This is a genomic window from Paenibacillus sp. HWE-109, from assembly GCF_022163125.1.
Classification (GTDB): domain Bacteria; phylum Bacillota; class Bacilli; order Paenibacillales; family NBRC-103111; genus Paenibacillus_E.
The window spans coordinates 8,840,001-8,866,419 of the sequence record NZ_CP091881.1 but is presented as its reverse complement, the minus strand read 5'-3'; the positions used below and the strand labels follow the sequence as shown (position 1 = coordinate 8,866,419).

The 26,419-nt window shown below is 44.7% G+C and carries 37 protein-coding genes, 2 tRNA genes and 2 rRNA genes (1 of these 41 running past the window's edge); 6 read left to right on the top strand and 35 right to left on the bottom strand.

What is annotated here, in order from left to right:
• Positions 1 to 156: 156 nt before the first annotated feature.
• The 31 genes from LOZ80_RS38060 to LOZ80_RS37915 all read right to left on the bottom strand — a co-directional run bounded on the left by LOZ80_RS38060 (position 157) and on the right by LOZ80_RS37915 (position 19,516).
• Positions 157 to 618 (bottom strand): hypothetical protein, encoded by a 462-nt coding sequence (locus LOZ80_RS38060; protein ID WP_238169346.1) that lies wholly within the window; start codon positions 616 to 618, stop codon positions 157 to 159.
• Positions 619 to 719: 101 nt separating this feature from the next.
• Positions 720 to 1,001 carry a hypothetical protein gene (locus LOZ80_RS38055; RefSeq protein ID WP_238169345.1) on the bottom strand — a complete coding sequence of 94 codons (282 nt, stop codon included), beginning with the start codon at positions 999 to 1,001 and terminating at the stop codon, positions 720 to 722.
• A complete protein-coding gene (locus LOZ80_RS38050) occupies positions 1,001 to 1,255 on the bottom strand; it encodes a DUF2829 domain-containing protein (RefSeq protein ID WP_238169344.1) in 255 nt (84 codons plus the stop codon). Before LOZ80_RS38050 ends, LOZ80_RS38055 begins: the two co-directional genes overlap by 1 nt.
• Positions 1,256 to 1,273: 18 nt before the next feature.
• Positions 1,274 to 3,400: a portal protein gene (locus tag LOZ80_RS38045; RefSeq protein WP_238169343.1), complete on the bottom strand. Its 2,127-nt coding sequence runs from the start codon at positions 3,398 to 3,400 to the stop codon at positions 1,274 to 1,276.
• Positions 3,401 to 3,580: 180 nt separating this feature from the next.
• Positions 3,581 to 5,329, bottom strand: a complete 1,749-nt coding sequence (locus LOZ80_RS38040; protein WP_238169342.1) for a phage terminase large subunit family protein — start codon at positions 5,327 to 5,329, stop codon at positions 3,581 to 3,583.
• A 199-nt stretch (positions 5,330 to 5,528) separates the two neighbouring features.
• Positions 5,529 to 5,915, bottom strand: a complete 387-nt coding sequence (locus tag LOZ80_RS38035) for a hypothetical protein (RefSeq protein WP_238169341.1) — start codon at positions 5,913 to 5,915, stop codon at positions 5,529 to 5,531.
• Between the two features lie 80 nt (positions 5,916 to 5,995).
• Complete coding sequence (locus LOZ80_RS38030) at positions 5,996 to 6,541, bottom strand: sigma factor-like helix-turn-helix DNA-binding protein (RefSeq protein ID WP_238169340.1); 546 nt, start codon at positions 6,539 to 6,541, stop codon at positions 5,996 to 5,998.
• Between the two features lie 36 nt (positions 6,542 to 6,577).
• Positions 6,578 to 7,549 carry a coiled-coil domain-containing protein gene (locus LOZ80_RS38025; protein WP_238169339.1) on the bottom strand — a complete coding sequence of 324 codons (972 nt, stop codon included), beginning with the start codon at positions 7,547 to 7,549 and terminating at the stop codon, positions 6,578 to 6,580.
• 501 nt (positions 7,550 to 8,050) lie between these two features.
• Positions 8,051 to 8,221 (bottom strand): hypothetical protein, encoded by a 171-nt coding sequence (locus tag LOZ80_RS38020; protein WP_238169338.1) that lies wholly within the window; start codon positions 8,219 to 8,221, stop codon positions 8,051 to 8,053.
• A gap of 27 nt (positions 8,222 to 8,248) precedes the next feature.
• Positions 8,249 to 8,443 (bottom strand): hypothetical protein, encoded by a 195-nt coding sequence (locus tag LOZ80_RS38015; RefSeq protein ID WP_238169337.1) that lies wholly within the window; start codon positions 8,441 to 8,443, stop codon positions 8,249 to 8,251.
• Between the two features lie 20 nt (positions 8,444 to 8,463).
• On the bottom strand, positions 8,464 to 8,625 hold the full coding sequence (locus LOZ80_RS38010; protein WP_238167402.1) for a hypothetical protein: 162 nt from the start codon (positions 8,623 to 8,625) through the stop codon (positions 8,464 to 8,466).
• A gap of 153 nt (positions 8,626 to 8,778) precedes the next feature.
• Entirely contained in the window at positions 8,779 to 8,928 is a 150-nt protein-coding gene (locus LOZ80_RS38005) for a hypothetical protein (protein ID WP_238169336.1), read from the bottom strand.
• 27 nt (positions 8,929 to 8,955) lie between these two features.
• Complete coding sequence (locus tag LOZ80_RS38000; protein ID WP_238169335.1) at positions 8,956 to 9,651, bottom strand: hypothetical protein; 696 nt, start codon at positions 9,649 to 9,651, stop codon at positions 8,956 to 8,958.
• Between the two features lie 20 nt (positions 9,652 to 9,671).
• Positions 9,672 to 10,136 carry a RusA family crossover junction endodeoxyribonuclease gene (locus tag LOZ80_RS37995; protein ID WP_238169334.1) on the bottom strand — a complete coding sequence of 155 codons (465 nt, stop codon included), beginning with the start codon at positions 10,134 to 10,136 and terminating at the stop codon, positions 9,672 to 9,674.
• Complete coding sequence (locus LOZ80_RS39255; protein ID WP_283214728.1) at positions 10,133 to 10,258, bottom strand: hypothetical protein; 126 nt, start codon at positions 10,256 to 10,258, stop codon at positions 10,133 to 10,135. Before LOZ80_RS39255 ends, LOZ80_RS37995 begins: the two co-directional genes overlap by 4 nt.
• Before the next feature lie 14 nt (positions 10,259 to 10,272).
• Positions 10,273 to 10,461, bottom strand: coding sequence for a hypothetical protein (locus LOZ80_RS37990; protein ID WP_238169333.1), 189 nt, complete (start codon positions 10,459 to 10,461; stop codon positions 10,273 to 10,275).
• Positions 10,458 to 11,855, bottom strand: coding sequence for a replicative DNA helicase (gene dnaB / locus LOZ80_RS37985; RefSeq protein WP_238169332.1), 1,398 nt, complete (start codon positions 11,853 to 11,855; stop codon positions 10,458 to 10,460). The genes LOZ80_RS37990 and dnaB overlap by 4 nt, the downstream gene beginning before the upstream one ends.
• On the bottom strand, positions 11,821 to 12,234 hold the full coding sequence (locus tag LOZ80_RS37980) for a replicative helicase loader/inhibitor (RefSeq protein ID WP_238169331.1): 414 nt from the start codon (positions 12,232 to 12,234) through the stop codon (positions 11,821 to 11,823). Before LOZ80_RS37980 ends, dnaB begins: the two co-directional genes overlap by 35 nt.
• A complete protein-coding gene (locus LOZ80_RS37975; RefSeq protein WP_238169330.1) occupies positions 12,203 to 13,180 on the bottom strand; it encodes a replication protein in 978 nt (325 codons plus the stop codon). The genes LOZ80_RS37980 and LOZ80_RS37975 overlap by 32 nt, the downstream gene beginning before the upstream one ends.
• 17 nt (positions 13,181 to 13,197) lie before the next feature.
• Positions 13,198 to 13,905 (bottom strand): MBL fold metallo-hydrolase, encoded by a 708-nt coding sequence (locus LOZ80_RS37970; RefSeq protein ID WP_238169329.1) that lies wholly within the window; start codon positions 13,903 to 13,905, stop codon positions 13,198 to 13,200.
• On the bottom strand, positions 13,902 to 14,933 hold the full coding sequence (locus LOZ80_RS37965; protein WP_238169328.1) for a recombinase RecT: 1,032 nt from the start codon (positions 14,931 to 14,933) through the stop codon (positions 13,902 to 13,904). The genes LOZ80_RS37970 and LOZ80_RS37965 overlap by 4 nt, the downstream gene beginning before the upstream one ends.
• A gap of 13 nt (positions 14,934 to 14,946) precedes the next feature.
• On the bottom strand, positions 14,947 to 15,138 hold the full coding sequence (locus LOZ80_RS37960) for a hypothetical protein (RefSeq protein ID WP_238169327.1): 192 nt from the start codon (positions 15,136 to 15,138) through the stop codon (positions 14,947 to 14,949).
• Positions 15,139 to 17,124, bottom strand: a complete 1,986-nt coding sequence (locus LOZ80_RS37955; protein WP_238169326.1) for a hypothetical protein — start codon at positions 17,122 to 17,124, stop codon at positions 15,139 to 15,141.
• A gap of 40 nt (positions 17,125 to 17,164) precedes the next feature.
• Positions 17,165 to 17,401 (bottom strand): hypothetical protein, encoded by a 237-nt coding sequence (locus LOZ80_RS37950; RefSeq protein WP_238169325.1) that lies wholly within the window; start codon positions 17,399 to 17,401, stop codon positions 17,165 to 17,167.
• Complete coding sequence (locus LOZ80_RS37945; RefSeq protein WP_238169324.1) at positions 17,388 to 17,642, bottom strand: hypothetical protein; 255 nt, start codon at positions 17,640 to 17,642, stop codon at positions 17,388 to 17,390. The genes LOZ80_RS37950 and LOZ80_RS37945 overlap by 14 nt, the downstream gene beginning before the upstream one ends.
• Before the next feature lie 10 nt (positions 17,643 to 17,652).
• On the bottom strand, positions 17,653 to 17,820 hold the full coding sequence (locus LOZ80_RS37940) for a hypothetical protein (protein WP_238169323.1): 168 nt from the start codon (positions 17,818 to 17,820) through the stop codon (positions 17,653 to 17,655).
• Positions 17,804 to 17,968 (bottom strand): hypothetical protein, encoded by a 165-nt coding sequence (locus tag LOZ80_RS37935; RefSeq protein ID WP_238169322.1) that lies wholly within the window; start codon positions 17,966 to 17,968, stop codon positions 17,804 to 17,806. Before LOZ80_RS37935 ends, LOZ80_RS37940 begins: the two co-directional genes overlap by 17 nt.
• A 214-nt stretch (positions 17,969 to 18,182) precedes the next feature.
• On the bottom strand, positions 18,183 to 18,485 hold the full coding sequence (locus tag LOZ80_RS37930) for a helix-turn-helix transcriptional regulator (protein ID WP_238169321.1): 303 nt from the start codon (positions 18,483 to 18,485) through the stop codon (positions 18,183 to 18,185).
• 215 nt (positions 18,486 to 18,700) lie between these two features.
• Positions 18,701 to 19,045 (bottom strand): helix-turn-helix domain-containing protein, encoded by a 345-nt coding sequence (locus tag LOZ80_RS37925; protein WP_238169320.1) that lies wholly within the window; start codon positions 19,043 to 19,045, stop codon positions 18,701 to 18,703.
• A gap of 15 nt (positions 19,046 to 19,060) precedes the next feature.
• Positions 19,061 to 19,264 carry a hypothetical protein gene (locus LOZ80_RS37920; protein ID WP_238169319.1) on the bottom strand — a complete coding sequence of 68 codons (204 nt, stop codon included), beginning with the start codon at positions 19,262 to 19,264 and terminating at the stop codon, positions 19,061 to 19,063.
• 15 nt (positions 19,265 to 19,279) lie between these two features.
• Positions 19,280 to 19,516 (bottom strand): helix-turn-helix domain-containing protein, encoded by a 237-nt coding sequence (locus tag LOZ80_RS37915; RefSeq protein WP_238169318.1) that lies wholly within the window; start codon positions 19,514 to 19,516, stop codon positions 19,280 to 19,282.
• A gap of 162 nt (positions 19,517 to 19,678) precedes the next feature.
• Here LOZ80_RS37915 and LOZ80_RS37910 point away from each other — a divergent pair, with 162 nt between their 5' ends.
• The 6 genes from LOZ80_RS37910 (at position 19,679) to LOZ80_RS37885 (ending at position 23,445) form a co-directional block, all read left to right on the top strand.
• Positions 19,679 to 20,056, top strand: a complete 378-nt coding sequence (locus tag LOZ80_RS37910) for a helix-turn-helix domain-containing protein (RefSeq protein WP_238169317.1) — start codon at positions 19,679 to 19,681, stop codon at positions 20,054 to 20,056.
• A gap of 29 nt (positions 20,057 to 20,085) precedes the next feature.
• Complete coding sequence (locus LOZ80_RS37905; RefSeq protein ID WP_238169316.1) at positions 20,086 to 20,328, top strand: hypothetical protein; 243 nt, start codon at positions 20,086 to 20,088, stop codon at positions 20,326 to 20,328.
• Positions 20,329 to 20,385: 57 nt separating this feature from the next.
• Positions 20,386 to 20,874, top strand: a complete 489-nt coding sequence (locus LOZ80_RS37900; RefSeq protein WP_238169315.1) for a hypothetical protein — start codon at positions 20,386 to 20,388, stop codon at positions 20,872 to 20,874.
• Positions 20,875 to 21,168: 294 nt separating this feature from the next.
• Positions 21,169 to 21,765: an ImmA/IrrE family metallo-endopeptidase gene (locus LOZ80_RS37895; protein WP_238169314.1), complete on the top strand. Its 597-nt coding sequence runs from the start codon at positions 21,169 to 21,171 to the stop codon at positions 21,763 to 21,765.
• Positions 21,765 to 22,160, top strand: coding sequence for a hypothetical protein (locus LOZ80_RS37890; protein ID WP_238169313.1), 396 nt, complete (start codon positions 21,765 to 21,767; stop codon positions 22,158 to 22,160). The genes LOZ80_RS37895 and LOZ80_RS37890 overlap by 1 nt, the downstream gene beginning before the upstream one ends.
• 4 nt (positions 22,161 to 22,164) lie before the next feature.
• On the top strand, positions 22,165 to 23,445 hold the full coding sequence (locus LOZ80_RS37885) for a tyrosine-type recombinase/integrase (RefSeq protein ID WP_238169312.1): 1,281 nt from the start codon (positions 22,165 to 22,167) through the stop codon (positions 23,443 to 23,445).
• 147 nt (positions 23,446 to 23,592) lie between these two features.
• Here LOZ80_RS37885 and LOZ80_RS37880 read toward each other — a convergent pair.
• The 4 genes from LOZ80_RS37880 to LOZ80_RS37865 form a co-directional block, all read right to left on the bottom strand.
• Positions 23,593 to 23,665 (bottom strand) — tRNA-Val (locus LOZ80_RS37880).
• A gap of 79 nt (positions 23,666 to 23,744) precedes the next feature.
• Positions 23,745 to 23,819 (bottom strand) — tRNA-Glu (locus LOZ80_RS37875).
• A 61-nt stretch (positions 23,820 to 23,880) separates the two neighbouring features.
• Positions 23,881 to 23,997 (bottom strand): 5S ribosomal RNA (gene rrf, locus LOZ80_RS37870).
• A 130-nt stretch (positions 23,998 to 24,127) separates the two neighbouring features.
• Positions 24,128 to 26,419 (bottom strand): 23S ribosomal RNA (locus LOZ80_RS37865); it runs 623 nt beyond the window's last position.

Below are 26,419 nucleotides of genomic sequence, written 5' to 3'. Positions count from 1 at the left end.
ATACTCGCTCGGTTTGGTATCATTCGGAAGTGCCACTCTCTCCAACAATAGATATTGGCCGACTATCACTTAGTTGGATCGTAAAGCCTTTTTCCTAGCGTCTATATTCCGCCACCACACATTTAAAAGGCCCGATGGATTCTCACCATGGGCCTTTTACTCTTTTGGTATTGCAAAAATGCCATCAATCCAAGGGATACAAACTACCTCAATCCCACGGTACTCAATCTTCTCGCCATGAAAGACGGTGCTCGAACGATAATCCAATGGAAATGTAAACGACATATAATTTCGAAGCTCATGGTCAAGCATTTGCATTTGCTTGTAACCAACAACAATCATTCGACAACGGCGATGATATAAGATCTCGATGCTAGTAATGTGATCAAAAAGCATGCGCTCAATCTTTGTTAGGTCTATCTGAACTTGTTTAACGACTCGCTCTTCTTTCCAACGGTCGTATTTCGTCACCTCTGCTAATTGACGCAGTCGCTTCATAATTCTCTTAAACTTCCGCTCTTGATGAGGCTTTGGTTTGATAGTGAAGGTATCAACAACAGGCTCTAAATTCCTTATATTTTCGAATTGATTATGATAAGCGATTCTGATCATGCTCATTTCAACACTCTCCCTGTGCTTAATTCTCCTAAATATAGGCGGAAAACAAGCGGAGTCCTTGCTTTCGGTAGCTATCCTATTCCGCCTAAACAGATGGTCATCTAATTTTGAATTTTAGAAGCCTGATCGAAAAGCTTTTGTTCGAGTTCCTCTGACTTAGCTGTCTGTCCTTTTTGATATGGCATCCAGTCCCACTGTCCAGCATTAGGACCCTGAATTACTTTTTGATTGAAAAAGAATCCTGTTGGATTAATTACGCAAAGATCAATGCAAGTAGCATTATGCACTTGTGTAACGATAGCAGCGCGATCAACGCTCGGATGCTCTCCGCCCGGTGTTCCAAAACTTTTGTAATAAACGATTCTACCTACTGTTGGTGTCATTAGACTACCTCCCAATCTTCAGCCAAGCAATCGTTTATGGATGGAACCCATGTGCTTACTGTGCCATTTACATTTTTAATTGCAAAATAAGGATTGTATGAAACCGTATCTCCAAAAGTCTCTTTAGCTACCTGTGTCTGTGCAGGATAACTGTTTGCAGGCACATAGTATAAAAACATTCCTTTACCGTTCCAACCAATACGGGCTACCTTCTTGCCATCTTTCAAAGCTTCAACCGCTTGTCCGAAATTCATCTTTGTTCCTCCTTATTTTTACGCAGTCATCTGCGATAATAACGCCATTAGTTCCTCATCACTTAGATTAGCCAGGCGTGGATCAACGTCCCGGATCCTATCAAGGCCCCCTGCAATGTCTGGCTGCTGCTGCTGTTGTGGTTGGCCATTAGTCGTTGCTTGCTGCGCCTTAGCATCGTTGTTCATCTGAGTAACATTAGTTTGATGTTGGTGATTCATCGACTGCTCTTGAGCCTTAAACTCGAGCTCCATCTTTTTCAGTTCCATTTGCTGTTGAATCTCAGCCTGCTTGGCCTGCGCTTCTGCTTGCTGCTGTGCCTGAGCTGCCTGCTGCATACGCTGGGTAATCTCGTCAGCATGCGGATAATCATAAGCATCAAGCAGTGCCTGTTGATCTATGGCACCCATCTTAAATAACTCGGCCGCCTCTTCTTTCCTCGCCATTGGAGATGTTGGAAGGGAAGAGCCTGCCTCGATCTCAACCGTCATCTGAAGGATACGCATTGCTGCGTCAATACTCTCCTTGCTGCGATCATCACTAACTGGTTGCTCAGGTGCTTCTGGCTGTGAAGGATCGGCCGGAGCTTGTTCGACCTTCGTCCATTCATTCGGATTGGCATACAAGAAGAATTGCTTCTTATCATGGATAGGCTGCCCCTTCTCGTCCTGTCCGATTGGAATAGGCTTCACTTGAAACGGACCGTCTTCTCCCATTGCCTGATGCTTGGTGTAATCACCCTTCACCCGGTAAGTACGGTTCTCTTTGCAGAACTGCATTGCATTAACAATGGTCTTCTGGCTGATTGACTTCACGAATTTCTCGAAGTTATCAACCTTTGTCTTGATTCGCGTGTATGCTGCCTCTTGTTTAAGCTGAACCTCTTTACCGCTCGTAGCTTCACTCATACCGCGGAAAGAGTCGTTGACGCCCGTAATGCGGTCTTCCATGGCTCCCAATCGATCAGGCAAAGCCTCAACATAGTTTGGCATCGGTGAAGGCGTGAAGAACTCAGCTATTGAGTTGAGTGGAGCAAAGTCTGGGTTGTTAATAGGAACGACACCTGTTTCCTTCGATCTCTCCCTAAGATCCTGCGGATCTTTCAATCCAGCTGCCGTGTTGTACATCATTGGCGGATCAGCTGCAATCTTGGCATGTTTCACGATCTGATCCATGAGGACATTCTTCTCATAATTCAAGTTCTCGATGTGCTCAGCCATCGGGATTCCAAGGAGAGACAGGATATCCTCGGTTGGACTGTAGATATCATATGGCAACTCACCATGTATGAACGGATTCGCCATGTCTTCCAGTGGAATCTCGTCGGCCCAAAAGCTAAGCCTCCACTCGTCCGTCTCCTCATCACGGTACCAGTAATGAATGAACGCAACGCTGTTCTTGTATTTCTCCTGCTCATCCATCTCCTGCAGCCAGCCATAATCAGCCAAACGTTGCATGGACTTCTTGTCACCACTGATCGTGGATATTGCATTTTTGAACGTGTTCACCCAGGACTTAAACCAGTTGCCGCTGTTCTGATTGTTACCACTTGTTCCTTCACGTTTACCAAGCGACTGCCTTATCTCATCGGCCTTCTTTGGATGCTCCTTACAAACCTTTGATACACGCTGTGGCTCCACATAGAAAAAGTAATTGGAGTTATTCATCTTCTGGATAGCTGCCGAATCAAGGTAGCACCACCGGATGTTTACCTCCTTGATACAAAGCTGTCCGGTACCGTTCTTTGCGTCGGTGTCGTATCCGGTATAAGCGATTGCTGATCGATAGATCTCAGCCATACGCGCCACGCGTTGAGCGTTATAATCCCAATCGTTATTGTCAAATGTGTTATCGAGGATATAGTTCATACCCTCGGCATGCTGTACATAATCAGGGAAGTCAGCTCGCACTGTGGTACGTGTCCGGTTGTTTGTCAGGATCGGCACGACTGTCTCCACATAAGCGTGTAAGTCTGAAACTTGGAAGTCACACTTGTTATCTGACCATCGATTGCGGTACATCTCATAGTATTTGTCCATGAGTTGGTGGATCGGGTCCATGAACTTGCGGGCTGTCTTTAGGTCACTGGTAAAGCGTTCCTTTAACTTCTGTTCGTCTCGCGTTGTGTCTTTGGGCTGATCTGCCACGTTATCATTCCTTTCCGATTATTTTTTTCTCTTGATACATCTGAAATCCACTCATTCCACATAGGGCGCAGGCGTCTTGATTAGGAGCAAGAATATTGTGAGCGCATGGCCCTATCAAAAGTGTGGGTTGCCAGTTGTTCATTACATAGTCCCATCTTTTCGCATTTCTCGGCTGATCCATTATCCTGATCCCTCCATCTGCTTCTTGATCACAAGCTGCGCCAACTGGTTGTAAACGTCTGCGAGCGAGAAGTGATCGGCACCTAGATTTGTCCACATCGGCCTCACGTTACCTTGTCTATCCAACTTTAGGTGCTTATTCTTTTCTCTGTCTGCGGCTGTTTCTCCGTTGCCGCCCTCTTTCCGCTGTGCCTTCCAATGCTTACAAAGAGACTCAACAGAACCATCCATACCAGAAAGGCTACTATCCATCCCGTCAATGTAAACCTTGCGCTCGCCAGTGATATAGCCATCCACCACGCGGTCAAAGATACGAGTACGATGAGCATTGAGAATACGAGTCTTATAATCCGTCTCATAAACTGCCTTCCTCTCATCGTCATAGTCGAATACACAGCGCCAAACTTTTCCTGGGAATGCTGTCGCAAGCTCTATGGCCTTTTCAGGCTTAGGAGCATTATCAATGACGCACATGCTGATGTTGTTCATTCGCATGTAGTTGTGAAGCTGCTCCCACGAACCAAGACGTACAATCTCGTCAATGCCTTCCTCTGTGCCTTTGACACAGTACAGCTTTGGGTTATCGTCAGTGCCGCCTTGGTCGACTCCCAATGTCCTAAACTGACCAGGCGTAACCTTCGGAACATAACCATTGGCATCATATTGCACATTCTTAATGATGTTGGAAGGATCGAGCGCATTGCTGTTGCTTGCATATGGCCTGCCAAGGTTAAAGTTTGCAAAGACATCCGCTAGCATAAGCTTCTCATCTCGAATGAGCTCGCCCGCGCTGATCCATGGTGCCATCATTTGGCTGATCCAGTAACCGGAGATATCGTCCTTACTCTCATTCCACTTGGAAACCCACTCTTTTTGTGCCGCTCTCCGGTCGAGAACGTTGCCGCATGATCCGCATACATACTCCCGGCGCTCTTTGCATACGTAATGTGTGCTTCCTCCGTCGAACGATTCTTGTTCGTACGTGATATAGCTGGCATGCTTGCAGGATGGACACCAATAAATAAAATGCTTTTGATCGGATAGGCCCCATGTGTAATCAACTCCAAACGAAGGGAATGAGGGATTGCTGAACTCCCATTCGGCGCCGTACGAGCTCGCCTTAGTACGTGACTTATATTGGTTAAGTACTGGCTGATTGGATCGGTCGAACTCATCTTTAACGAGAATGTCTGCCGTCTGCATGATAGCAGCTGATGTACCGAAGGTGCCCTTCATAAACCAAAACCCTGTGTTCTTATGATCAAGCGTATGAAAGCTCTTGGTGTGCAGGCTATCATCCACCATGTAAGACTTGATGCTTGGGTTATTGGCGATGATCATGTTTGTCTTAGCTTTACCAAACTCTTGAGCATCTGAATCCGTTGGCAGCGTATAAATCACGTTATGGCCGTACTTAATGCAATGATAAGCCGATTTGAAGATGCTGATCGTGGAGAAGCCAATCTGCGAGCACTTCATGACAGCGAGCAGCTTCGTTTCATCACATAACGGATCAATCAAAAAAGCTCTGTCAACAAACTCCATCAACATCCCGTTCTCATTCAAAAATCCATTTCTGACGATCCACTCATACGCTGATGTGACGTTGAAGGCATTTTGTAATGCCTCACGCTGCTGCTTTGTTCCCTGGACATATTGGATCAGGTTAGCAAGGATTAGCTTCCGCTCGCTTTCGTCTGCCATCTCTAGCTTCTTACGCCAGAAGTCATAGGCTGTTTGTTGTGGCAATTCTATCACCCATTGTGTAACAACCCCCATTTGAAGTTAATTTCATTGTGTAGGATCTTATCCTTGCACTTGATGCACCATAAATATTTTTCATGACCGTCCCTGCGAGAGCGGCCTTTGATCCGACGGATCGGCGTTACATTTTTGCAAAACGAGCAGCAGAGATAAGTTTCTTTTGTTGATCGGCTATTTTTGCTCATCACTTGCCACCAAGGAAACTCTTGATTAGATCCTCAGCTTGCTCAACAGTCATAGAGCTTAGACTCACATTGCCGTAGATCTCGCTCTCCTGCTTGTCACGCCAACGCTTAGGCTGCCTATTCTTAAGCCAGAAGATCATTGCTGTGTTGTCGCCATCGACTGCCTTCTTATAGAGAGCATTCTCAACAGCTAGATCTGCTGCGTCTCGATCCTCTTTTAAGGCTTCCGAAAACTCCGAATGCTTATTTTTATAATCACACAGTGTTGATACAGCAATCTTCAAGTTATGTGCGATTTGTTCAAGCGTGAGACCGTTGCGAGCCCAAGCGGATATGAGACCAAGCTTAGGTTTCACATGGGTGTCGTACTTGCCTTTTGCCATCATCACCACCTGCATTCATGCGTTCTTACTTAATGGCACAATGGACGGGGAAAATGTGCGTTATCTGCACGAAAAAAAAGAACCTATTCCGCAAGGAACAAGTTCGTCAGCTTCTCATTTTCAATTTTACGTTTGGCATTTTGCAAATAATCCTGCACCGTTGTCCTTCCTAATTGCAATTCTCTAGCAATGTCATACTCGCTCATTCCATCTACATAATAAAGCATGAAACATTGCTTCTCACGATCTGAAAGAGTACACATGGCTTCTTCAATACGGAATCTCTGGTTAGGTGATAATTCTCCACTAAATTGTGTTCGATCCATATACCATCCATTTGGAGAAGCATATGATTCGATCCAGTTGGGATCCCAAGACAATTCTTTATATGCTCGTTCAGCTCCTTTGAAACTACCCGGCCTACGCCCTGTTTCCAGCCATTCCTCCACATACTCACATTCACTAATCATCGACGTAATAATCCCACGAATATCCTTCGCTTTTTTATCTGTCTTGCTAAGAGCGTAACGAGCCAGATTCTTTGCTCTACGGTAATTATCAGGAGTTGCCTTTCCTAAATCCATGATTGTCCAACCGCTACGCTCTGTATATAAGTGTCCGATAGCCAATTTCATCAACCTCCTTTGATATGGGGAAAGAGCAGCCTAAGCTGCCCCTCCTGCTAATTTGTTTTTCCAAACTAAAATTTCGTTAACATCAGATCGTAAAGCGTCGATCTGCATTTGTAATGCCACATCTCCAGTAAAAGGCACTGTTGTTACCGTTTGTCCATCGGCTTGCGACGGGATTGAAGCATCTGCCACAACTTCTCCTGCTCCTGTTTGAGCATCTTGTCTTGTGGAGTCGCTTTGTACCACCGTTTGAAATTGCGCTGCCTCTTGGGCGGCTTCCTCGACTCTCTGCGACTGCGCTTTGATTTCTTGATCTGTAGGAACAGCTAGTGGTTTAACGTCGAAACGTGCAAGGTTATTATTGATGCGTTCTATTTCCTCAGATTTCAAACGAGCAGCCTTTTCGTCCGGCGTTTCAGCTTTGATGCTGGAGGTTAATTGAAAGGTAAAACCCGAAGTGCTGGCAGGCTTCTTCTGGGCAGTAATGGAGCGCTCAAGCTCATCAATTTGGCCTTTGAGACTGATAATCTCACGGGAAGCTGCATCTCGCTTGCTTTCGGCGTCCTCGGCACGCTCAGTCAGTGCATGGATAGTAGCGGCAGCTTCATCAGCTTGTTGACTCAAAGCGTTATTATCACTCGTAAGGCTTTCCTTGTCTGCCTGCAACAACGTGACTGACTGATTTAGTTCAGCAATCTGACTGCGGTACCCGGCATCAAGCTCTCCCATTTCATCATTGTGCCGGTTCCAAAGCTGCTCTTTCACTTGTCGGATGATGCTTTTGATTTCATCATTAGCCCGGGGATCTCCAAAGATGATGTTATAATCCTCTGGTAGTACGATTTCTTCCATATCTACCGCTTGCGCTTTGAAACGATCCAGTTCGCGTTTCGTCACATCAAGTTCAAGAGCAACTTGGTTAATTTGCGCTTCGTTTCCGGGATGTGACTGTAATTCCGCTAATAATGCTGTCAGGCGGTCAAACTTTTGTTGAATAGTTTCCACTTGATTTCCCCCTAAAATAAAATGATGATGCCAATCGGATTATCCTTGTCCATATAAACGGCGCAGGACTTGTGCTGTTTAATCTTGCACTTGCTGAGCCTCTCCCACCTTTTCATGTGTCTGCTCCTTTGCTATACTGGATTTGTGGATGTGCCCTCATTAGTTGAGGGCTTTTTTTATTTGATCAGAAGATAGATGATAGCAGCTGCCAAAGCCTCGATAATTAAAGCGTTGATCAATCCGCGGGCAGGTGACAGATCGTCTCTCATTTATTCATGTTCTCCCTTAGAACAGCAGCCACAGTCGGGTGCATGATCAAGGTGTTACCCATCCGTAATGCGTTCTTTTTTGGCGTAACAGTAAATCCGTATCTCTTTGCCCACTTCTTATTTATTCTACTTTTACGATGAGTACGGTTCTGCTTCTTATCAACCATGTACTTGTCCTCGATGATTTTAAAACCAAAATGAATCAATTTCATCACCCCAAGTTCCTCAATATTCAGCCAATGTTCATAGCATCAAGGATGCTAATGCTTAGGTAAATGTGTGCTTCTTCCTCGTTAATCTTAGCTGTTGCTTTAGGATAATTTTCTTTGACAAAGGATTCTGCATTGTCTGTTTCAATAGTTCCTTGATTCTTTCCGTTAACAAAAATTTGATAAGTTGCCATTTTAAAAACCTCCATGTAATTTAATATTCATTTTGATACATCTTCATAAGCTTTCACTAGATCTCTAGCACGTTTCAGAATTTGTACTGGAGTTTTTCCGGCTGCCGTTTCAGGATCAAGAATACTTGTCATCATCCCAACGAAAACAGATCTACGATAATCGCCTTTCTCTTTCAAAAGAACTTCTTTAAAATATTCAACACTTCCAAATTCTGTTGCCATTTCCCATGCACGCTCCCTATTCATTTTGTTTCCTGATGCCATTGGTGAAACTTTGAACCCAACTTATTTAATACCTCGGCTTCCTCTTCTTCTTCATTATTTGCACCCAACGTATCGACAGTCATTAAGACCTGATACAGAACTTTGACTTCAATATCAGATAAATAATATTGCTTTCCCATGTTTTCACCCTATTCATTTTGTTTCATGATGCCAAGCAAAATAAGCCAAAGATAAAACGATAAACGCCAATAAAAACGCTATAACTCCAAAAGGATTTGTAAAAAAATCCGAATACGTCATCATGTACACTTCCTATTCATTATGTTGTATGGCTAATCCAAGCAGTAATAACCTTTGCCGATCCGCTCAACATCGTTCTCCGTAGCAGGTACGATAACAAATGATTTGCCGTTGATGTGGATTACATCCTCTTCACCTTCTTTTAAATCCATAATTCGATCTTCAAACGGAAACTTATCCATGTGCCCCTCCAATGCGAGAGAAGCAGCTTACGCTGCTCCGTGCTCATCGCCTTCCATATATGCTTTCACTTGCTTACGGTATTTGCTCCATGCTGCTGACAAAGTAGTGGAAGTGATTTTCAATGATGTAGCAATCTCCATCCACGTTTCGCCTTTTACCTTGCGTTTCAGGAGCTCAGGGAAGTCATAAGGGATGTCCTCATACTTAGGTGCTTTGCCGTTTAAGATGAAGGTTTCGAGAGCGTCCTTGCCTTCAATTTCGATTACGTTGGTACCATCTTCGTTTCCATCATTTTCCGAATCTCCAGTCGGAGTTTGACCATCAAACTCTAACTCGAAATCAGGTTGTGGTTCAGGTTCAGCATTTTCTGAATCATTTTCGAGCGATTCTTGATCGATTTCCGGTTCTTCTGGTTCATCAGTGATATCCATTTGCTCTTGATCATCATCTTGGTCCTGTTCATTTTCCGTTGATAGACGTTCAACGATACCAGAGGGACCAGCAACAAAGGGAATTCCGGAACGATGTGGAGTAGAAACTCCGATGTCATCGATGGAAAGTTGTTCTTCACTGAAAATCTCAATTTTCACTGTTTTACCCTTTTGTTTCATAAGCTGATAAACAGAGATAAGATCAAACTCCTCTGGAAATATGAGCTTTAGTACTGTTTTCTTTTCATCAACTGTAATTGGACCGATTTTTGCTTTGAATATTGTAAACATATTCATCTTCCTCTCAATTTTTATATTAGTGTCGGCTGATCTGGCTTCTTCTTGGCCGGAGCTGCCGTTTGTAACTCGATAATTTTCAATTCTATGCGGGGCCGAACACTATACCGTTTAAGAGCATAAACCTCAACAACTTGGCTATCGTCCTTCCAAATCACGCCTTTCAGCGCATCCTTGACACCTTTGAGATAGTTATCAATGTCAGGCTTAGAAATCGGGACAACCTCCCCTGCTTCAGCCGCTGCCGCTTTCTTAGCCGACTTGCTGAGATAACCCGGCATGCTCCGGTATACGACCAATTTCATTTTGATTGGTCCTTCCAGCAGCGCAACAGGTGCATATTCCTTGGCTGCCAATTTCACAAATTTTTTATAATCTCCGGACTTGGCTGGATCATAAGTTTTCACGAATCCGGCGTGTGTAGAAAATCGCGGGCGCCCCTGAGCAACTGGTTCGCCGTAAACTGTGAATTCGATCATGCGCTCACCTTCATCATGCCAATTCCATTAATGCAGCGAGTCAGCCTGATCGCTAATGCTTCCGCATCGATTTGGTTCATTGCATGAAGGTACGGCCTTCCATTGATTGTTAATCTGAACATGGTTCATTCTCCTCTCAAGCTTGTTTACTGGTCCGAAAATCTCCGCGAATCTCATTGTATTTGCGCTGCCGATCAGCTTTTTGTTGCATTTTTCGGTAGTCTCTTGGTGCGTTAACCTGAACGACCTTCATTATTCTCAGGACCGCATAACGATCTTCAAGCGGAACCTTTGGATCAATTGCGATGTTGTAAAGGTGATTCATGCCGTTCCCCTCTTCCAAGGATTCTTGGTCTGCTTTTTATCTGGAAGTATGGAGCCCTCATGGTGTGTTCGATCTAGGTTTACGAATTTGTTGTATTGCTTCAGGAATGCAAGCTCAACCGTTCCGACTGGACCGTTACGCTGCTTAGCAATGATGATTTCGATAATGTTCTTCTTCTCGGATTCCTTGTCGTAGTAATCGTCACGATAGAGGAAGGCGACGATGTCGGCGTCCTGCTCGATAGAACCAGACTCCCTAAGGTCTGACATCATCGGCCGTTTGTCAGATCGCTGCTCGACTCCACGGCTCAGCTGCGAAAGTGCAATGATCGGAACATCCAGTTCGCGGGCAATTTGTTTGAGTGTTCGGGATATCTTGGATATCTCTTGCTGCCTGTTCTCGCTGCGTCCGGCGCCGCTGATAAGCTGGAGATAATCGATCAGGATCATTCCAAGTGAACCAGTGTCTTTCTTGAGTTGGCGGCAACGTGAGCGGATTTCGTTGACTGTGATCGATGGGCTATCGTCGATAAAGACATTGGATCGTGATAGCTCGCTGATAGCTCCAGTGAGCTTCTCCCAGTCGCCACCCTCCATAATGCCGCTGCGCATACAACTAGCATCGATATTTCCCTCAGCCGAGAGCATACGCTGCACAAGTTGCATGGCACCCATTTCTAGGCTGAATACTGCAATGGATTCGCCACTGGTTATACCAGCACTTCGAGCAACATTCAGAGCAAGTGCTGTTTTACCGACAGACGGCCGAGCCCCCACGATAATCAGGTCTTGACGCTGAAAACCGGATGTCTGTTTGTCCAAGTCCACGAAACCAGATGATATTCCTGTTACGCCTCCGGGATTCGGGTTCGCATTGGTCTTCTCGATCTGCTCAAACACTTGCATGCTGACTTCATCGATCCGTTTGAATCCGCCTTTTTTGCTTGCGGATCGCTCTGCAACCTCTTCGGCAACAATCTGTGCCTGTGCGGCCATCTCCTCGGCGGTGAGATCATTGTTCTGGAAGATCTTCTGCATGCCTGAACGCGTCTTCCGCTCGAGCGAAGCATTCAAGACAAGCTTGGCGTAGTAATCAACGTTTGCCGCGGTCGGTACCGCATCGGACAGCTCTGACAGATATCCAATACCGCCCACATGTTCAAGCTGCTGACGACGTAGCAAGTGATTCATGACCGTCAACAAATCAACGGGAGTATCCGTTTCAGCTGCATCGTAGAGCTCAATCATGGACTCGTAAATGATCCGGTGCTTAGGTTCCAAAAAGTCATCCGGCACAAGTCTTGTAGAAACAACCGATATCGACTCATTCTCGATGAAAATCGCGCCTAGAACCGCTTGTTCAGCACTCAGATTCTCGTTCATTTCTTCCTGCATAAGCCTTGATCGCCTCCAATCTTTCCTCGAGAGGCAATCGCATCATAGCCTTGATGTGATCCGGTGGGCCAACCGAGTTTTTAATCCACTCGTCCTTTTGAGCCAGATACTCTTGTGCTGAGCGTTTCATGGATTCGTGATACAGGTCCTCGTCGGTTTTCAGCGGCTGCTTGAGTTGACCGATGCTTGGCGGCCATTGAGCAGCGCTATCTGAATGCCTCCGAAGATTCTCAGTAGCCACCTCGAAAGGCGTGTGCTCCAGGTCTTCCAGCCATTCATCGACCATATACTTGAGTGTTAGAATTTCCGAAGGCATCTGGAATGATGGATACTTCCCTTTAATTTTTTTAAAGAGTTGAATAACTTCCGCTCTGTTCACGCTCACGTTCCTCCCTTTCGATTTGATCCAGCATGTCGATTGCTTGGTTATGTTTTGCTTTAACAGTCGGCTTCTGTGTACTCATTTCCGTAGTGTTTCCGTTTCCTTCCGGCTGCTTTTCCGTTTCTGGTCCACCCCGTGACTTATAACCCTTTAAAATTCCATGTATGTAAGCAAGCGTCCTAATGTTGTGACGGTATGCCTCCCTCATTGCCAATAAGAGCCACTCACCGCCGTAGTCATCAAAAAGGGTGTTTATTTCGTCAACATCGAACTGATTAACTTTGGAATCAACAGCAAAATTATCAGAATACGTTTGAAAGATTTTTGAGTAAGAAAAATCATGTGCATTTTTAGATGATGTTGTAGTTGATGTAGTAGTTCTTTTTTTAATAATGTATTTAATACTGTCTTTAGACACCCGTTTCACCTTACAGCGACAAGGGTTTGAGGGGAGTCTAACTTCTTGTTTTAAGAAGTACCTACTTCTTGTTTTAAGAAGTTTCAACTTCTTGTTTTGAGAAGTTATGATAATATTTACAAGCTTTTTTTCTGGTGATAACTTCTTGTTTTGAGAAGTCTTTTTTTCCAAATTCAAGTGTATAAGTTCCTTGAATTTCTCTTCGTCCCAACCTCTCACGGGACTAATTTGCCACTGCTCATAATCCTTATTTACGATGAAAACTGACTCTGATTTCTCCCAAAAAATGACCTTTGTTGATGCTAAATATTTTAATTCGTTAGTAATATTTTGTGCTCCGATACCACATAATTCGAAGTCTTTAAGCTTCGGAATGACAGCAAATTTCTTCTGACACCCATAAGATAATCGCCATATAAAAAGGATGATATCCTTCTGACGCTTCGAGAAGTCACGGCGAATGATCTCGTTCCATATCTCGTTCGCCAGCTTAACAAAGCCGTTTTCTGGTTGTGGGTTCGCCATTCGCCGCTCCTTCCCCGTCATCGCTGTGCTACGAAAACCTGCTTACCAGTTAACTCTTGAATCTCTCTTTTGAATAGGGCCTCATCGCTGTTGTTGTCGCTTAGATGAAGCAGCCAAACTTCCTGAATGCGACTTAGATCATTCGCAAGTAGGAAGTCCTTCATGTTCTCCAAGCTAAAGTGTGAGCGGATCAGGCGGCGTTTCATAGCGACTGGAACTCTACCTGACGCCACATTATCATTTAATATTTTCATAGAATAATTGCACTCAACCATAAGATGCGTAAGGCCTTGAAAGCGATACTTGATATAGTAGGTGTCTGTTGCGAACAGTAGCTTATCTCCCGCCTGATTAACGAGCAAGAAGCCCAAGGGCTCCGATACATCGTGTTGTACATCAAACGGTAAGATGGTCCATGTCCCAATAGTGAATTGTTTCATGGCACTAATGACTTGCGTTCGGTGTCCAGTTAGTTTAAGGGCCTCAAGCGTTCCCTGAGACGCGTAGACGGTGATTCCTGCCTTCATTATGTCGGTAGCAGACTTACCGTGATCCCCGTGTTCATGGGTGATCAGGCAGCCTGCTATGTCCGATGTTTGGAAGTTAAGTGACCGCTGTATTTCCTTATATTTGATGCCTGCCTCCAGAAGCAGTGCTGTTGTGCCATCCGTTATGTAGTAAGCATTTCCAGCGCTGCTGGAGGCAAGAGGTTTGATCTCTATCACCAGTCTGGACCATTTTCCAAACCAGATAAATCTAGCTCTTCTTCCACGATTGTTGGAGGAGAATCAACAGGCTTTGAAGTGTTCTTACTTGGATCAGGCTGTGGATCAGGAGTGATATCAATAATTGGGCCGTTGGCGTTCTCGTTGATTTCCTCACGAACCTCAGCCTCAGCAAAGTCCATCTCAGCTTTCTTGAGGTTCATATAGTCGTCATCGATTTTTTGGCTATCGATGGTTACATCACCATGAGCAGCGCGATAAACCGTCTTCCAAACCATTTTTTCGTACCAACCATCAATCATTTCAGTACCGTTTTTCACATTTTTCTTCTTTTGGTCATCCCACTCCCAAATATCCTTTTCCCCACCCCAGAATTCCGCGCTGGCCTTATCTGGCTTACGTTTGAGGATATCCTTCATGTTCATGACTACAAGCTTGTTCTTCTCAGGTGTTTGATTGAAGTGGTGATAGTAGAAACCTCCGATGATGTCACCACGTTCAAAATCATTCACGATTTCGAAATCATAATTTTCTACAGCATTGTTACGATCTTTCTTAAAAGACTTAAAGCGGTCCGTTGAATAAACCACTTCCACGATAATAATGTCTGGAACCTCTAACCCGTATTTAACAGCCTTTAATTCCATTCCGCGGTAACCTTCGACAAAGCCAATGTCGTATTTACCTGTGTTCCCATTTTTAAACGGAACCATATTGATATGATTCTTCTGGGCAGGATCGAAACCAATCCGTGCATAAGTGACTACATCACGAGAAAGTTTCTCCATATTCACGTTCTGCCAAATGATCGGCAACTGCTCTACATTGTTACCCTTTTTCTTAAGCCTTTTTTCCTCTGCCACTCTCAAAGAGCCGTCCAGTGCAATGAAGTAGTTCTGCGCAAGACGCTGTTGAAACTTGGTAAGGGCAATCTCGCCCACACCAGAAGTGAATTGTGTAACGACCATGTTCATGAAGCGTTCGGACTGAGTTATTTCCTTTTTTGCGACTGTAGTATTTTCTGACACTGGATTCTCTCCTTTACCCCTCATGGGCCATTTGATCGTTTGAATGACAAGGCTTGTCGTTGCAGTAAGCATTGAATTTTGAGTTAACAAATTTCTTTCGAGTAACATAGTTATAATCCTGAAAAATGATCTTGCCCTGCTTCATTTCTGAAACAGGACGCTCGCTATGACAATATGCACATCTTGCCTTGGTTTGTTCGCTCAACTAGATCGCCTCCTGATATTTCGCTTTGGTCTCAACACGGAGCTGCTTGTCCTGCTCACTGACGATCAGGCTGACCTTTTGACCTTGTGTATCAATCATTCGCGTGACGGCCTCGGCATTGTCGACAAAGATCGGAGCCGTGAATCCGTGGTACTCAGAAAGGGTATTGATGATATCCAATCCCGCATTGATTTCAGCTGCGTTGTTAAGTCCGGCGCCGTATGGAACGCCATCGATCAGCGTGTCGCAACGCTCTTCCAAGCCACCATTGACCTGAGTTTCGAACAATTTGAAGCGAACATGCTTAAATTTACTGTTGATCTTGGATTCAAGCAGCGATACTTTAGCGCGAACAAATTCTTCTGTAAGGAAGAGTTCTTCTTCTAACTTGGCAAATTCCTTAGCAAGCTCAGACTCTTGAGCAACCAATTCTTCGATGCGCTCTTTAATCTGTTTGACCTGGGAGAACTTTGCTTTATGCTGCTCAAGCAAGCTTACTTCACTTCGGATCTTGGCAAGTTCCAGTCGAACTTGTTCGATCTTTCCTTGATTCTCAGAACGTAAGCCTAAGATTTCACTTTTAACGGCATCGATCTGAGCTTGCTTCTCGATGTAAGCAGGCTGCGCAGTAACGTCCGTGATACCCGCCTGCATGGTTTCTAGTAAGGACTCACTAGCTTTGACCTCAGCCTTTTTATCCTCAAGCTGCGAGATCAGGGATTCGAGATTCGTCGCCAGATCGGCGTTTTCAGCAGTTAAGCTATCAGCATCCCTTTTTTCGGCCTTACCTGTTACTGATATGGCTTCCAAACGCTCAGCCTTTTCACGGTTAAAGTGTGCAATTGCTCTATCATGAGCCAATTTAACCTGATCATCAGGAAGAGGTTGGTTACAAGCGAAGCAGTTCTCATCATGCTGCCCTGTGAAGACTTCCGCATTCACAGTCACCCATTTGTTACGAAGACGATCAGCTTCTTCTAGCTTCCGCTCGATCACCAACCGGTTATGTTCAATCTTTTGTTGATGGGTCTCAATTGATAGTTGTAAGGTAGATTGCTTGGATCGCAAGGCATTTAAAGTGGTTCTAAGCTCAGACACCTTGTCCATTGTGCCGGACTGTAGGCTGTTCCTCAGTCCAATCAGATCGCCTTCAAGTTCACGCTGCAGCTTCTCTTTCACTGATATCTCGCCACCGTTTTGGATCCTCGACAACTCAGCTTCCTTTTGTTCAATCTTGGTCTTTACGGATGCAATATCTTCATCCAAAAACACTTCATCTAGTTCGGATACATCCGGCAGCGATCGGTTAGCTTCATCGATCCGCACAGGAAGCTTGTCCAGTTCCTTGTTAATCTCTGAGCGCCGCGCTTTGATCGTCTTTTGATGATCTTCAATGCTGCGGTCACCGAGAATAGCAGTTAGCTTTGAGAGCTTCTTGTCGCTTGCTATAACGTCCGCATCGGAGATATCCCCGCATACTTCAAGCAATATCTTGCGACGATCATTCTTATGGAGCTCATTAAAGTAGGAAGGACTGGTTAGCAGTTTGAAGATGTTTTCACTTATTACTGTATTGATGAAATCCGTAAATTCACCTTTGGTGCTAGGCACTCCATCAATAAAATGATCAGTATTGTGACCGTTGAACTCTTGGTGAATGGATCCCCGCTTTTTAGTCCATTTTTCAGCGTATACCTTGCGAAGTGTTTTAACCTTTCCATCGATCAGCAGGACACCTTCAACTTCGTGCTCCATATGATGAATGTCATTGCCGTCTTTATCTTGAGTTTTGATTTTGAAGTTAGAAGTGGATTTGTTATGACTATCTTTATCGAAGAGTAACCAAGTAAAAGCGTCAAAGAGGGTTGATTTACCAACTGCATTATCGCCGTATACTTGAACATCCTTGCCGTTTGTTTCAAGTTTGAAGCTCTTAATGCCTTTAAAATTGCGTAGTGTAAGGCTTGCTAAGCTAATCTCTTTCATTTGCTGGCACGCTCCTTTTATTTTGATAATTAAGTCGTTTCTAGGATTCTGGAATCTCCATCCATTCAACGATGACCGGACAATTCTCGATACTGACAATTAAAGAGCCGTTCTCTTCTTTAACTAAATACTCAGAATGAACATGATCTTCATATTCCGAGCTGACGTTATTTATCTTGGAGACAACAAAGCCATTTAGCTTCTGACCAACTACATACCATTCGATCCCACCTTCAGGACCCGAAATTACAACCCCAAGCTTTTTAATGACTCGCATGCTTTGCCTCCTTCACCGCAGCGCTATTATGTGTTAAAATAGCCACAACGAGATTCTTTAAGCGGACTCTCAACCCTAGCTGCCCTTCCACGGCGGCTTTTTTCTTTTCCTGATCCATTTCTGCAAGCTGCTGATTCATCCACCAGACGAAAGCGTCGTAGGTGACATCGTCGATCTGAGCGTCAGCGGCCATTCGTGTACGAAAGCGAGTTAATGTCTTGCGATATTTAGCTGGACTCACTCGAACCCTCCTAATAAGGCGATTTGTTATAAACGTCGGCGGCCTCTTCTACTGATACAAAATCGAACTCACCGCGGACTGCTTTGACCAGTTCTTCAATGTGCTTGTCCGTGTACCCAAGCGCTTTAGCCCCTTCGATCACATAACCCAAGCAAGCACTGTTACTCCACTCTTCCATATAGGCCATGCTCCTTTCTAAACTTCACGAGCAACTTCTGATTCAAATCCTTGATGTCTGGCTCCAGATCACTAAGATCGATGAGGACCAAGTTAACAGGCGGCATCCAGTAGTGTAGTTCAGGCATTACCATTGGATTCTCGATCATGGCGTTTTCCTTTCAGCAACTAAATTCAAAATGTTAGAAACAAAGATAAGGTCCTCGACATTCAACGGTTCAATGAATTGAGCAGTTCTTTTAAGTAGATCTGCATTACGGTTGAATTTTGAGTGAAGAGTTCTAATGGCAAGTGCTGAGCCACATATTTCACAATAATTATCACCTTTAGCTCTTCCAAGAGTACATTGTGTACAACCCATGGCTATCTCCTTTCCGGCTTTACTCTAAAGAAGCTGACCAGCTCTTTGATCTTTTTCATCTTGTTCTCAAGTGCGAGCAGCTTCTTCCAGCCATTCTCGCCTCCTGTTAAGTCCAGACCAACAAGATCTTCACATTCGCATACCTTAGCCCATTGTTTAACAAGTACATAGCTAGGTTGTTGAATCGTTCCTGTCTCGATTCTTGATAGAACTGATCGATCTATTTCTAAAAACTTTGATAATTGTTCTTGTGACCAGCCTTTACGCGTCCGGCCAAATTTCAGAATCTCACCGATCTTGTCCAAATTCATCACCTCCCTTATGTGTGCAATATCCGCACGCGGGATGTATTTACCTGTGATAGCATCATGATTTATGATTAATGTAACGAATAATTCCCCGTATGTACCCCGCGCCCACCATCGTACGAGTGGGCTTTTCCTCCCTTCCTCTTAGTTAAAGGAGCTCTCTTATGAAAACTATTGATATCAAATTTATCTGTGAGCAGATCGGTATAGCCTTATGCACGCCTCAACATACTCGAACCTTCTGTCGGAACGGGAATTGTGCTATTCTCCATTTGAAGCTTGATCCAAGAATCGAGCGCCAACCTCTTGAAGAAGATTTGAACCCCAATTCGGAAATGCGGTATCCGCCGCTTCTTCACTAATGTTCGTAGTGTGTCACTACTAATCATCAAATGCGTTGCTGCTTGATCCACATCGAATGACTCATCTTGCAGCGGCAACGCTGTAATAAAAGCAGTGGTTGCTTTGACGAGCTCTACATCCACTGTCTTTGCTGCGATTTGGCTTTTAATAGCATCACAAAGTGCTTCTGCTGTTTGCTCCAGTGTCTCCTTCACTTCTTTCACCTCCCCTCATAATTTCCCGATCGCCTTACCCGCCATTTGGTAGATGGCTTCTAATACACTGCGTTGGTGTTCGATTGTTGAAAGATCACTCAAGACGTGAGTCGCTTCTTCTGAAAAATATTGAACCATCCGCATAATCCTCTGATCATCCACCTGTATTGCCTTTACTTCCTCGATGGCTTTTTTTTGGAGAACATAAGTGTTTATCATAGGTTTCACCATCCTTTAGGCCGAGGAAGTACGCGATTCGCGCAAATTTTTCTCATTAAAAAACTCATTCACATTCACACCAAGCAGATCCGCAATCACTTTTGATTGTTCCAATGTAACTGGCGTTTCATCTTTTTCAATTCTTGTGTAACTTGAAACAGCCTTATATTTCAAACTTTTTGCCATAAATGTAGCAGATATTCCTTTAGACAATCGAATTGCTCGGATGATAGAACCAACTTTATTCTCCAATTCTTTCACCTCCTACTTTTGCGCGATACGCATAAACTTTATAACTTGATTATAATTGCGCGTTTTGCGCAAGTCAACACTTTTTTCAACTTATCGCGCAAAATATTTTTCGTTACGCGCAAAAAGATTATAATTAGTAAAAAAGATTGTGTGGTGTGAATCGTGTCTACATTAGGATCTCGCCTACGAGCAGCTAGGGAAAGAAAAGGCTGGTCCCAAACCTTTGTATGCCAAAAACTTGGATTGTCAAACTCAACATTGTCTGGGTATGAAAGAGATTACAGAGAACCAGACGCCGAAACCATAAAAATTTTTGCTGGAATGTATGAAGTTTCAACTGATGAATTGCTAGGAAATAGTGATTTAAGCAGTACTCTTAATAAAATGAAGAAAGCTGATGTTATTAAGGAACAATCTGCTACTCATCTTAGAGCCTATCATGGAGGCGGAGATGACTGGACTGAGGAAGAGAAAGCCGCGGCTGATGCTTACGTAGAGATGTTGAGAAAGAGGAAAGCAGAACGACGTAAGAAAGAATAGCAACTCCCTCAACCGATGAGGATGTATTGGTGGATAGATATATGTTTGGGGGGTTAGTAAAATCCGTTCTTAAGTATATATTCGAGGCTTTATTTGGAATAGCATTTGAAGAATTTGTTCCTGACATCGCCATTGAAATATTTGGAATTATTTTAATGCCAATTGTCATGTTTTTCTTAATTAAATTCACCATTGAACATTATAAAACACCAAAGTGCGAACATAAACGCCGTGGCGTTTGTTATCAGTGCAATCCATTAGAAATAGACTAACATCTTATTTAATAAGCAAATACCTCATCCGATGGGGAACCTAAAAAGGGTATAGAGATGTTTAAAAAGAAACTTTCACCTTATGAAGCAGCAGCGCATCTTATTCATATTGCCGCAAATCGATTTAGAGAAAATTGGGACACTGAATTAATAGAATTAAATAAAATGTTAGATGACAAGCAAAAAATTAATGATGAAGATTATGCGGATTATGAAATTCTACTAGCATTATTATCAACGGAATTAATAGTTGTAAATAATTTATCACCGGAAAAATATCACACTGTATTCTCATGTGTTCTTAACCTCGCCTCCGATACTGAGGGATTCGAGGAGTATTCATTCTTAACACTAAAAAATGATTATCCTCGAGGTATTGCAGAAGCAAAAAAGCGCGGTGAGTTAGAAATAGAAGGAATAATTCAAGTTTTAGCTGAAAAGCTAGATATCACATTAAATCCTTTACGAGGCACCTTGCTAATGCAAATGGTTATTAAGAATGCTGGGATTTGGAAAAATATCGTTCAAAATTATAAAATCTCATGAAATGGAGAATTTAAATTGCTTAAACGTAACCAAACCCTCCGAACCCCTCTTGAATTTGAATTAGCCCTAAAGTCCGGCGTCAGTGTCATGGTCATGCAAAAAGGCAAAATGATCGACTTTGGCGGACCAATCGAACGATACACCGAAGATGCAGTATACATAGATGGTGGATATTACCTAACAATGAATTGTGAATTTCGAGTAAGATAATAAATAGCCCTTGAAGTGGGCTTTTATTTTTACATAAATTACGAACATACGTACGATTACTTCTCGATACTAGGAGGCTCCTTCATGGATCTTACACATTACAAACCAACTGCCTTAGAGGAACTGATTAGCAGACACTATCAGCAAGGAAATATTCATTATCCCTCGGACCTAGATATTGAGATGATCGCAGACCTGTTTCAAATAGATATTGCATACCGTGAAGACAAATCATTTGTACATTGCATTGATGATGACTATTTCATTGTGATTGACGCCAGGCTAAGACCAGAGCAACGTCGTGAAGTGTTCTTCCACGAATTAGGCCACTTTCTATTGCACTATGGAGACCAAGGGAGAATGCCTGAGTTGTTCAAAGAGTTACAGGAAATGCAGGCTATGCACTTCCAGTACTACGCTGCGATGCCCTATTACATGCTTGCTGATTACCGTTACATTAATCCTTCACTCTTAGTTAAGACAATTTCAGAAGAGTTCCAACTTCCGCCAAAATTCATTGAAAGAAGACTCGAACAGATCAAGCGCCGGATCTATGTCGGACAGCAGGACCACGAAATTAACACTCGCTGGAGCACCCCTGTCAAGGTCACAAAGGAAGATATTCGAATTGTACTGGAGGAATTTACTCGTAGAAAAAAAGAAAGGGAGCGTGCATACTGATGGCAAAGATTTCGGTTTACTACGAGGAACATGAAATCAATGGTATGCTGCGCCCTACTCGGGTTAATCTGTACTTCGGCCGCGGCGTCATTGATTGGAAAAGACAAAGTGTGTATCTTCCCTTTGATTTCAAGTTCAAGAAAATGACTGCTGATGATGTGTTCCCAGAGGTGACAAGCGTTATGATTATGGCTGGAGACTTATTTCGTCACCCAATTGAAAGGAAGTTTGGCATCTATCTTCCTCCAATTCTCGACCGGCTAACAGAAGATAAGAAACGGACTGGCGCCAAGTATGAGATTGAAGATATAGAGCAATTCATCATCATGGTTCACGACATAGAGGCAGCAATTCAAACAGCTTTGATTTCACTTTATGATAAGGAGGATTTTTGAATTCATGAAAACATCCAAAGGTTCAATAGAAAAAAGAAGCGAGAAGTCATATCGGCTTACAGTAGAGCTTGGATACGATGCGAATGGGGAGCGCATACGCGAACGTAAGACAGTTCAAGTCCCTGATGATGTACTGAAGAGTAAAAGCAAGAAGCAGCTGGACATGTTTCTTGATGATGAATTAACGGCGTTTCGTCGAGAGTTGGAAACTGGACACTATATTAAGCCACATCGCTTTACACTTGAGCGGTTCTATGAGGTATGGGAAACCGAATATGCAAGTAATCCAAAGAACCTCTCTCCGACAACATACGATAAATACCAGGCAATTTATAATTCAAGGCTAAAAAAGAGGTTTGGACATTGGTGGATTGATGACATCGGCACTTTCGAATTAGTAACGTTTCTTAATACGTTAGAGGAGGATGACGGAGCTCGTCTCGACGGGAAATCCGGACCACTGTCCACGTCTGCTATTAAAGACGTTCATAAAACACTAAATTCTATCTTCAAGTTCGCTTTTAAAATGAAGGTCCTTAAAGAGAATCCAATGAACGGAATAAATGCTCCAGCAGTTTCATACGAAAACAAAGAAGTTTACGATGAGGATGAAGCATACTTAGTTCTTGAAGCTCTGTACCTTGAACAACGTAAGCAACGGCTCATGGTAATGGGAGCTCTTATTGGGGGCGAACGCCGCGGTGAAATTAATGCGGTGAAATGGGGCAACGTTGCTTATGATACTCGAACGATATCCATCGAAGGTAACATCCCTCTAACCAAGGCAGGTATAGCAGTAGAGAAGGAACCAAAATCTAAAAGCTCCATCCGTAAAGTATCGTACCCTGCTTGGTACATGGCCGAGCTCCGTGAATTCGAGATGGAATGGCGCGGCGAACGGAAAATTGCAGTTGATGCAGGAGTTTGGGTTGGAGGCAAGACAGATGACGACTACTCTAATGAGTATATCTTTCATAACGGTAAGGGTAAGCCGTTTTATTATCAGTACATCTCCAAGTGGTGGGTGAAGTTCTGCGAACGGCATGAATTGAGATATATCACGTTTCATGAGCTGCGGCATAGCTCGGTCACTCTGATCATCGAGGAAGTAGTGAAACAAGGAGAAAGCCCTGAGTTAATTTTAAAAGCGATTCAGGCCCAACTTGGTCACGCCAAGTATTCTACAACGTTTGATATTTACAGTCACGTCACTAAGAAGATGAGCGACATTACCGCTCAGAAGATGGACAAATTCGATATGAAAAAAAGAGGCACTTCCGGGTAATTTGGAACCATTTCATCCCCTTCTGAACAGTTTGGTCCCCACGGCGTCCCCAACGATTGAATGAGTAGTACAGTTTTCAACGACTTAAACAAGCTGTTATACAAGAAAAAGCCGCGTCCCATAAGGAATCGCGGCTTTCTGTTATACTGAACGCTGACGGGATCGAACCGCCGACCCCTACCCTGTCAAGGTAGTGCTCTCCCAGCTGAGCTAAGCGTTCATGGGAAGTGTTGTACCGGGCCCACGCAAAGTAATCGGAATATGCTTCGTCAGCAATACGTCACTTTGTGGGGATTAGTTGGTGACCCGTAGGGGACTCGAACCCCTGTTACCTCCGTGAAAGGGAGGTGTCTTAACCACTTGACCAACGGGCCTCATATATTTAGGTGAACTACCTAACAGGCTGGCAAAAAAAATACCCCCAAAGGGTAAACTGCTTGGCAACGTTCTACTCTCCCAGAACCCTGCGGTTCAAGTACCATCGACGCTGGAGGGCTTAACGGTCGTGTTCGAGATGGGAACGCGTGGGTCCCCTCCGCCATCATCACCAAACAGTCAAAGCGTGGTTTGCGCCTTGAAAACTAGATACGAAACGTGCGTAAAGTTAGATGTTCTTAGGATTTCTGGGTCCCAATCAAGTATTCGGAATTCGCTACAAAGCTTATCTTCACTTGGTTGGGATTAGGTTAAGCCCTCGACCGATTAGTATTCGTCAGCTGCATACGTTGCCGCACTTCCACCTCGAACCTATCAACCTCGTCGTCTACAAGGGGTCTTACATACTGGGAAATCTCATCTTGAGGGGGGCTTCGCGCTTAGATGCTTTCAGCGCTTATCCCCTCCGTACATAGCTACCCAGCTATGCCTCTGGCGAGACAACTGGTACACCAGCGGTACGTCCATCCCGGTCCTCTCGTACTAAGGACAGCTCCTCTCAAATTTCCTACGCCCGCGACAGATAGGGACCGAACTGTCTCACGACGTTCTGAACCCAGCTCGCGTACCGCTTTAATGGGCGAACAGCCCAACCCTTGGGACCTACTTCAGCCCCAGGATGCGATGAGCCGACATCGAGGTGCCAAACCTCCCCGTCGATGTGGACTCTTGGGGGAGATAAGCCTGTTATCCCCAGGGTAGCTTTTATCCGTTGAGCGATGGCCCTTCCATTCGGTACCACCGGATCACTAAGTCCGACTTTCGTCCCTGCTCGACTTGTAGGTCTCGCAGTCAAGCTCCCTTATGCCTTTGCACTCTGCGAATGATTTCCAACCATTCTGAGGGAACCTTTAAACGCCTCCGTTACATTTTAGGAGGCGACCGCCCCAGTCAAACTGCCCACCTGACACTGTCCCCATACCGGATCACGGTACCAGGTTAGAACTCCGATACGATCAGGGTGGTATCCCAACGGCGCCTCCACCCAAGCTGGCGCTCAGGCTTCAAAGGCTCCCACCTATCCTGTACAGATCGTACCAAAGTCCAATATCAAGCTGCAGTAAAGCTCCATGGGGTCTTTCCGTCTTGTCGCGGGTAACCTGCATCTTCACAGGTATTAAAATTTCACCGGATCTCTCGTTGAGACAGCGCCCAAGTCGTTACGCCATTCGTGCGGGTCAGAATTTACCTGACAAGGAATTTCGCTACCTTAGGACCGTTATAGTTACGGCCGCCGTTTACTGGGGCTTCAATTCATAGCTTCGGGTTGCCCCTAACCACTCCTCTTAACCTTCCAGCACCGGGCAGGCGTCAGCCCGTATACTTCGCCTTGCGGCTTCGCACAGACCTGTGTTTTTGCTAAACAGTCGCTTGGGCCTTTTCACTGCGGCCCCCTCGGGCTATTCACCCTACCGAGGCACCCCTTCTCCCGAAGTTACGGGGTCATTTTGCCGAGTTCCTTAACGAGAGTTCTTCCGCGCGCCTTAGAATTCTCTTCTCACCCACCTGTGTCGGTTTGCGGTACGGGCACCTTCGCCTGGCTAGAAGCTTTTCTTGGCAGTGTGAAATCATGACCTACGGTACTTAAAGTTTCCCTCCCCATCACAGCCCAGCCTTACGGTTAGCGGATTTGCCTACTAACCAGCCTCACTGCTTGGACAGACATCCATCAGTCTGCGTCACTATCCTTCTGCGTCACTCCATTGCTCATAACGGCTACGGTGGTACAGGAATTTCCACCTGTTGTCCATCGACTACGCCTTTCGGCCTCGCCTTAGGTCCCGACTTACCCTGAGCGGACGAGCCTTCCTCAGGAACCCTTAGGTTTTCGGCGGATCAGATTCTCACTGATCTTTTCGTTACTTATACCGGCATTCTCACTTGTATGCGCTCCACCTGTCCTTACGGTCAGAATTCAACGTACATACAACGCTCCCCTACCCATGCACAAAGTGCAAGCCATAGCTTCGGTGGCGTGTTTAGCCCCGTTACATTTTCGGCGCAGAGTCACTCGACCAGTGAGCTATTACGCACTCTTTCAATGGTGGCTGCTTCTAAGCCAACATCCTGGTTGTCTGTGCAACTCCACATCCTTTCCCACTTAACACACACTTGGGGACCTTAGCTGATGGTCTGGGCTGTTTCCCTTTTGACAATGGATCTTAGCACTCACTGTCTGACTCCCGGAATAAAGTTTGTGGCATTCAGAGTTTGACTGGACTTGGTAACCCTTGGCGGGCCCCGCACCCAATCAGTGCTTTACCTCCACAACTCATCTTCCGAGGCTAGCCCTAAAGCTATTTCGGGGAGAACCAGCTATCTCCGAGTTCGATTGGAATTTCTCCGCTACCCCCACCTCATCCCCGCATTTTTCAACATGCGTGGGTTCGGGCCTCCAGTGAGTGTTACCTCACCTTCACCCTGGACAGGGGTAGATCACACGGTTTCGGGTCTACGTCCACGTACTAAAGCGCCCTATTCAGACTCGCTTTCGCTGCGGCTCCGTCTCTTCGACTTAACCTCGCACGGGAACGTAACT

Excerpts from the sequence above, each read along its gene's own strand:
- LOZ80_RS37890 (WP_238169313.1), top strand. The coding sequence starts at position 21,765 with ATGGCAAAGATTTCGGTTTACTACGAGGAACATGAAATCAATGGTATG.
- LOZ80_RS38060 (WP_238169346.1), bottom strand. The coding sequence starts at position 618 with ATGAGCATGATCAGAATCGCTTATCATAATCAATTCGAAAATATAAGG.
- LOZ80_RS37900 (WP_238169315.1), top strand. The coding sequence starts at position 20,386 with ATGTTTAAAAAGAAACTTTCACCTTATGAAGCAGCAGCGCATCTTATT.
- LOZ80_RS37885 (WP_238169312.1), top strand. The coding sequence starts at position 22,165 with ATGAAAACATCCAAAGGTTCAATAGAAAAAAGAAGCGAGAAGTCATAT.
- LOZ80_RS38050 (WP_238169344.1), bottom strand. The coding sequence starts at position 1,255 with ATGAATTTCGGACAAGCGGTTGAAGCTTTGAAAGATGGCAAGAAGGTA.
- LOZ80_RS38010 (WP_238167402.1), bottom strand. The coding sequence starts at position 8,625 with ATGGGAAAGCAATATTATTTATCTGATATTGAAGTCAAAGTTCTGTAT.
- LOZ80_RS39255 (WP_283214728.1), bottom strand. The coding sequence starts at position 10,258 with ATGTTCAGATTAACAATCAATGGAAGGCCGTACCTTCATGCAATGAAC.
- LOZ80_RS37990 (WP_238169333.1), bottom strand. The coding sequence starts at position 10,461 with ATGAATCACCTTTACAACATCGCAATTGATCCAAAGGTTCCGCTTGAA.
- LOZ80_RS38035 (WP_238169341.1), bottom strand. The coding sequence starts at position 5,915 with ATGATGGCAAAAGGCAAGTACGACACCCATGTGAAACCTAAGCTTGGT.
- LOZ80_RS37920 (WP_238169319.1), bottom strand. The coding sequence starts at position 19,264 with ATGATAAACACTTATGTTCTCCAAAAAAAAGCCATCGAGGAAGTAAAG.
- LOZ80_RS37940 (WP_238169323.1), bottom strand. The coding sequence starts at position 17,820 with ATGGAAGAGTGGAGTAACAGTGCTTGCTTGGGTTATGTGATCGAAGGG.
- LOZ80_RS37955 (WP_238169326.1), bottom strand. The coding sequence starts at position 17,124 with ATGAAAGAGATTAGCTTAGCAAGCCTTACACTACGCAATTTTAAAGGC.
- LOZ80_RS38000 (WP_238169335.1), bottom strand. The coding sequence starts at position 9,651 with ATGTTTACAATATTCAAAGCAAAAATCGGTCCAATTACAGTTGATGAA.
- LOZ80_RS37995 (WP_238169334.1), bottom strand. The coding sequence starts at position 10,136 with ATGATCGAATTCACAGTTTACGGCGAACCAGTTGCTCAGGGGCGCCCG.
- LOZ80_RS37935 (WP_238169322.1), bottom strand. The coding sequence starts at position 17,968 with ATGATCGAGAATCCAATGGTAATGCCTGAACTACACTACTGGATGCCG.
- LOZ80_RS38005 (WP_238169336.1), bottom strand. The coding sequence starts at position 8,928 with ATGGATAAGTTTCCGTTTGAAGATCGAATTATGGATTTAAAAGAAGGT.
- LOZ80_RS38020 (WP_238169338.1), bottom strand. The coding sequence starts at position 8,221 with ATGGCAACTTATCAAATTTTTGTTAACGGAAAGAATCAAGGAACTATT.
- LOZ80_RS37895 (WP_238169314.1), top strand. The coding sequence starts at position 21,169 with ATGGATCTTACACATTACAAACCAACTGCCTTAGAGGAACTGATTAGC.
- dnaB (WP_238169332.1), bottom strand. The coding sequence starts at position 11,855 with ATGCAGGAAGAAATGAACGAGAATCTGAGTGCTGAACAAGCGGTTCTA.
- LOZ80_RS38055 (WP_238169345.1), bottom strand. The coding sequence starts at position 1,001 with ATGACACCAACAGTAGGTAGAATCGTTTATTACAAAAGTTTTGGAACA.
- LOZ80_RS37950 (WP_238169325.1), bottom strand. The coding sequence starts at position 17,401 with ATGCGAGTCATTAAAAAGCTTGGGGTTGTAATTTCGGGTCCTGAAGGT.
- LOZ80_RS38015 (WP_238169337.1), bottom strand. The coding sequence starts at position 8,443 with ATGGCAACAGAATTTGGAAGTGTTGAATATTTTAAAGAAGTTCTTTTG.
- LOZ80_RS37975 (WP_238169330.1), bottom strand. The coding sequence starts at position 13,180 with ATGGCGAACCCACAACCAGAAAACGGCTTTGTTAAGCTGGCGAACGAG.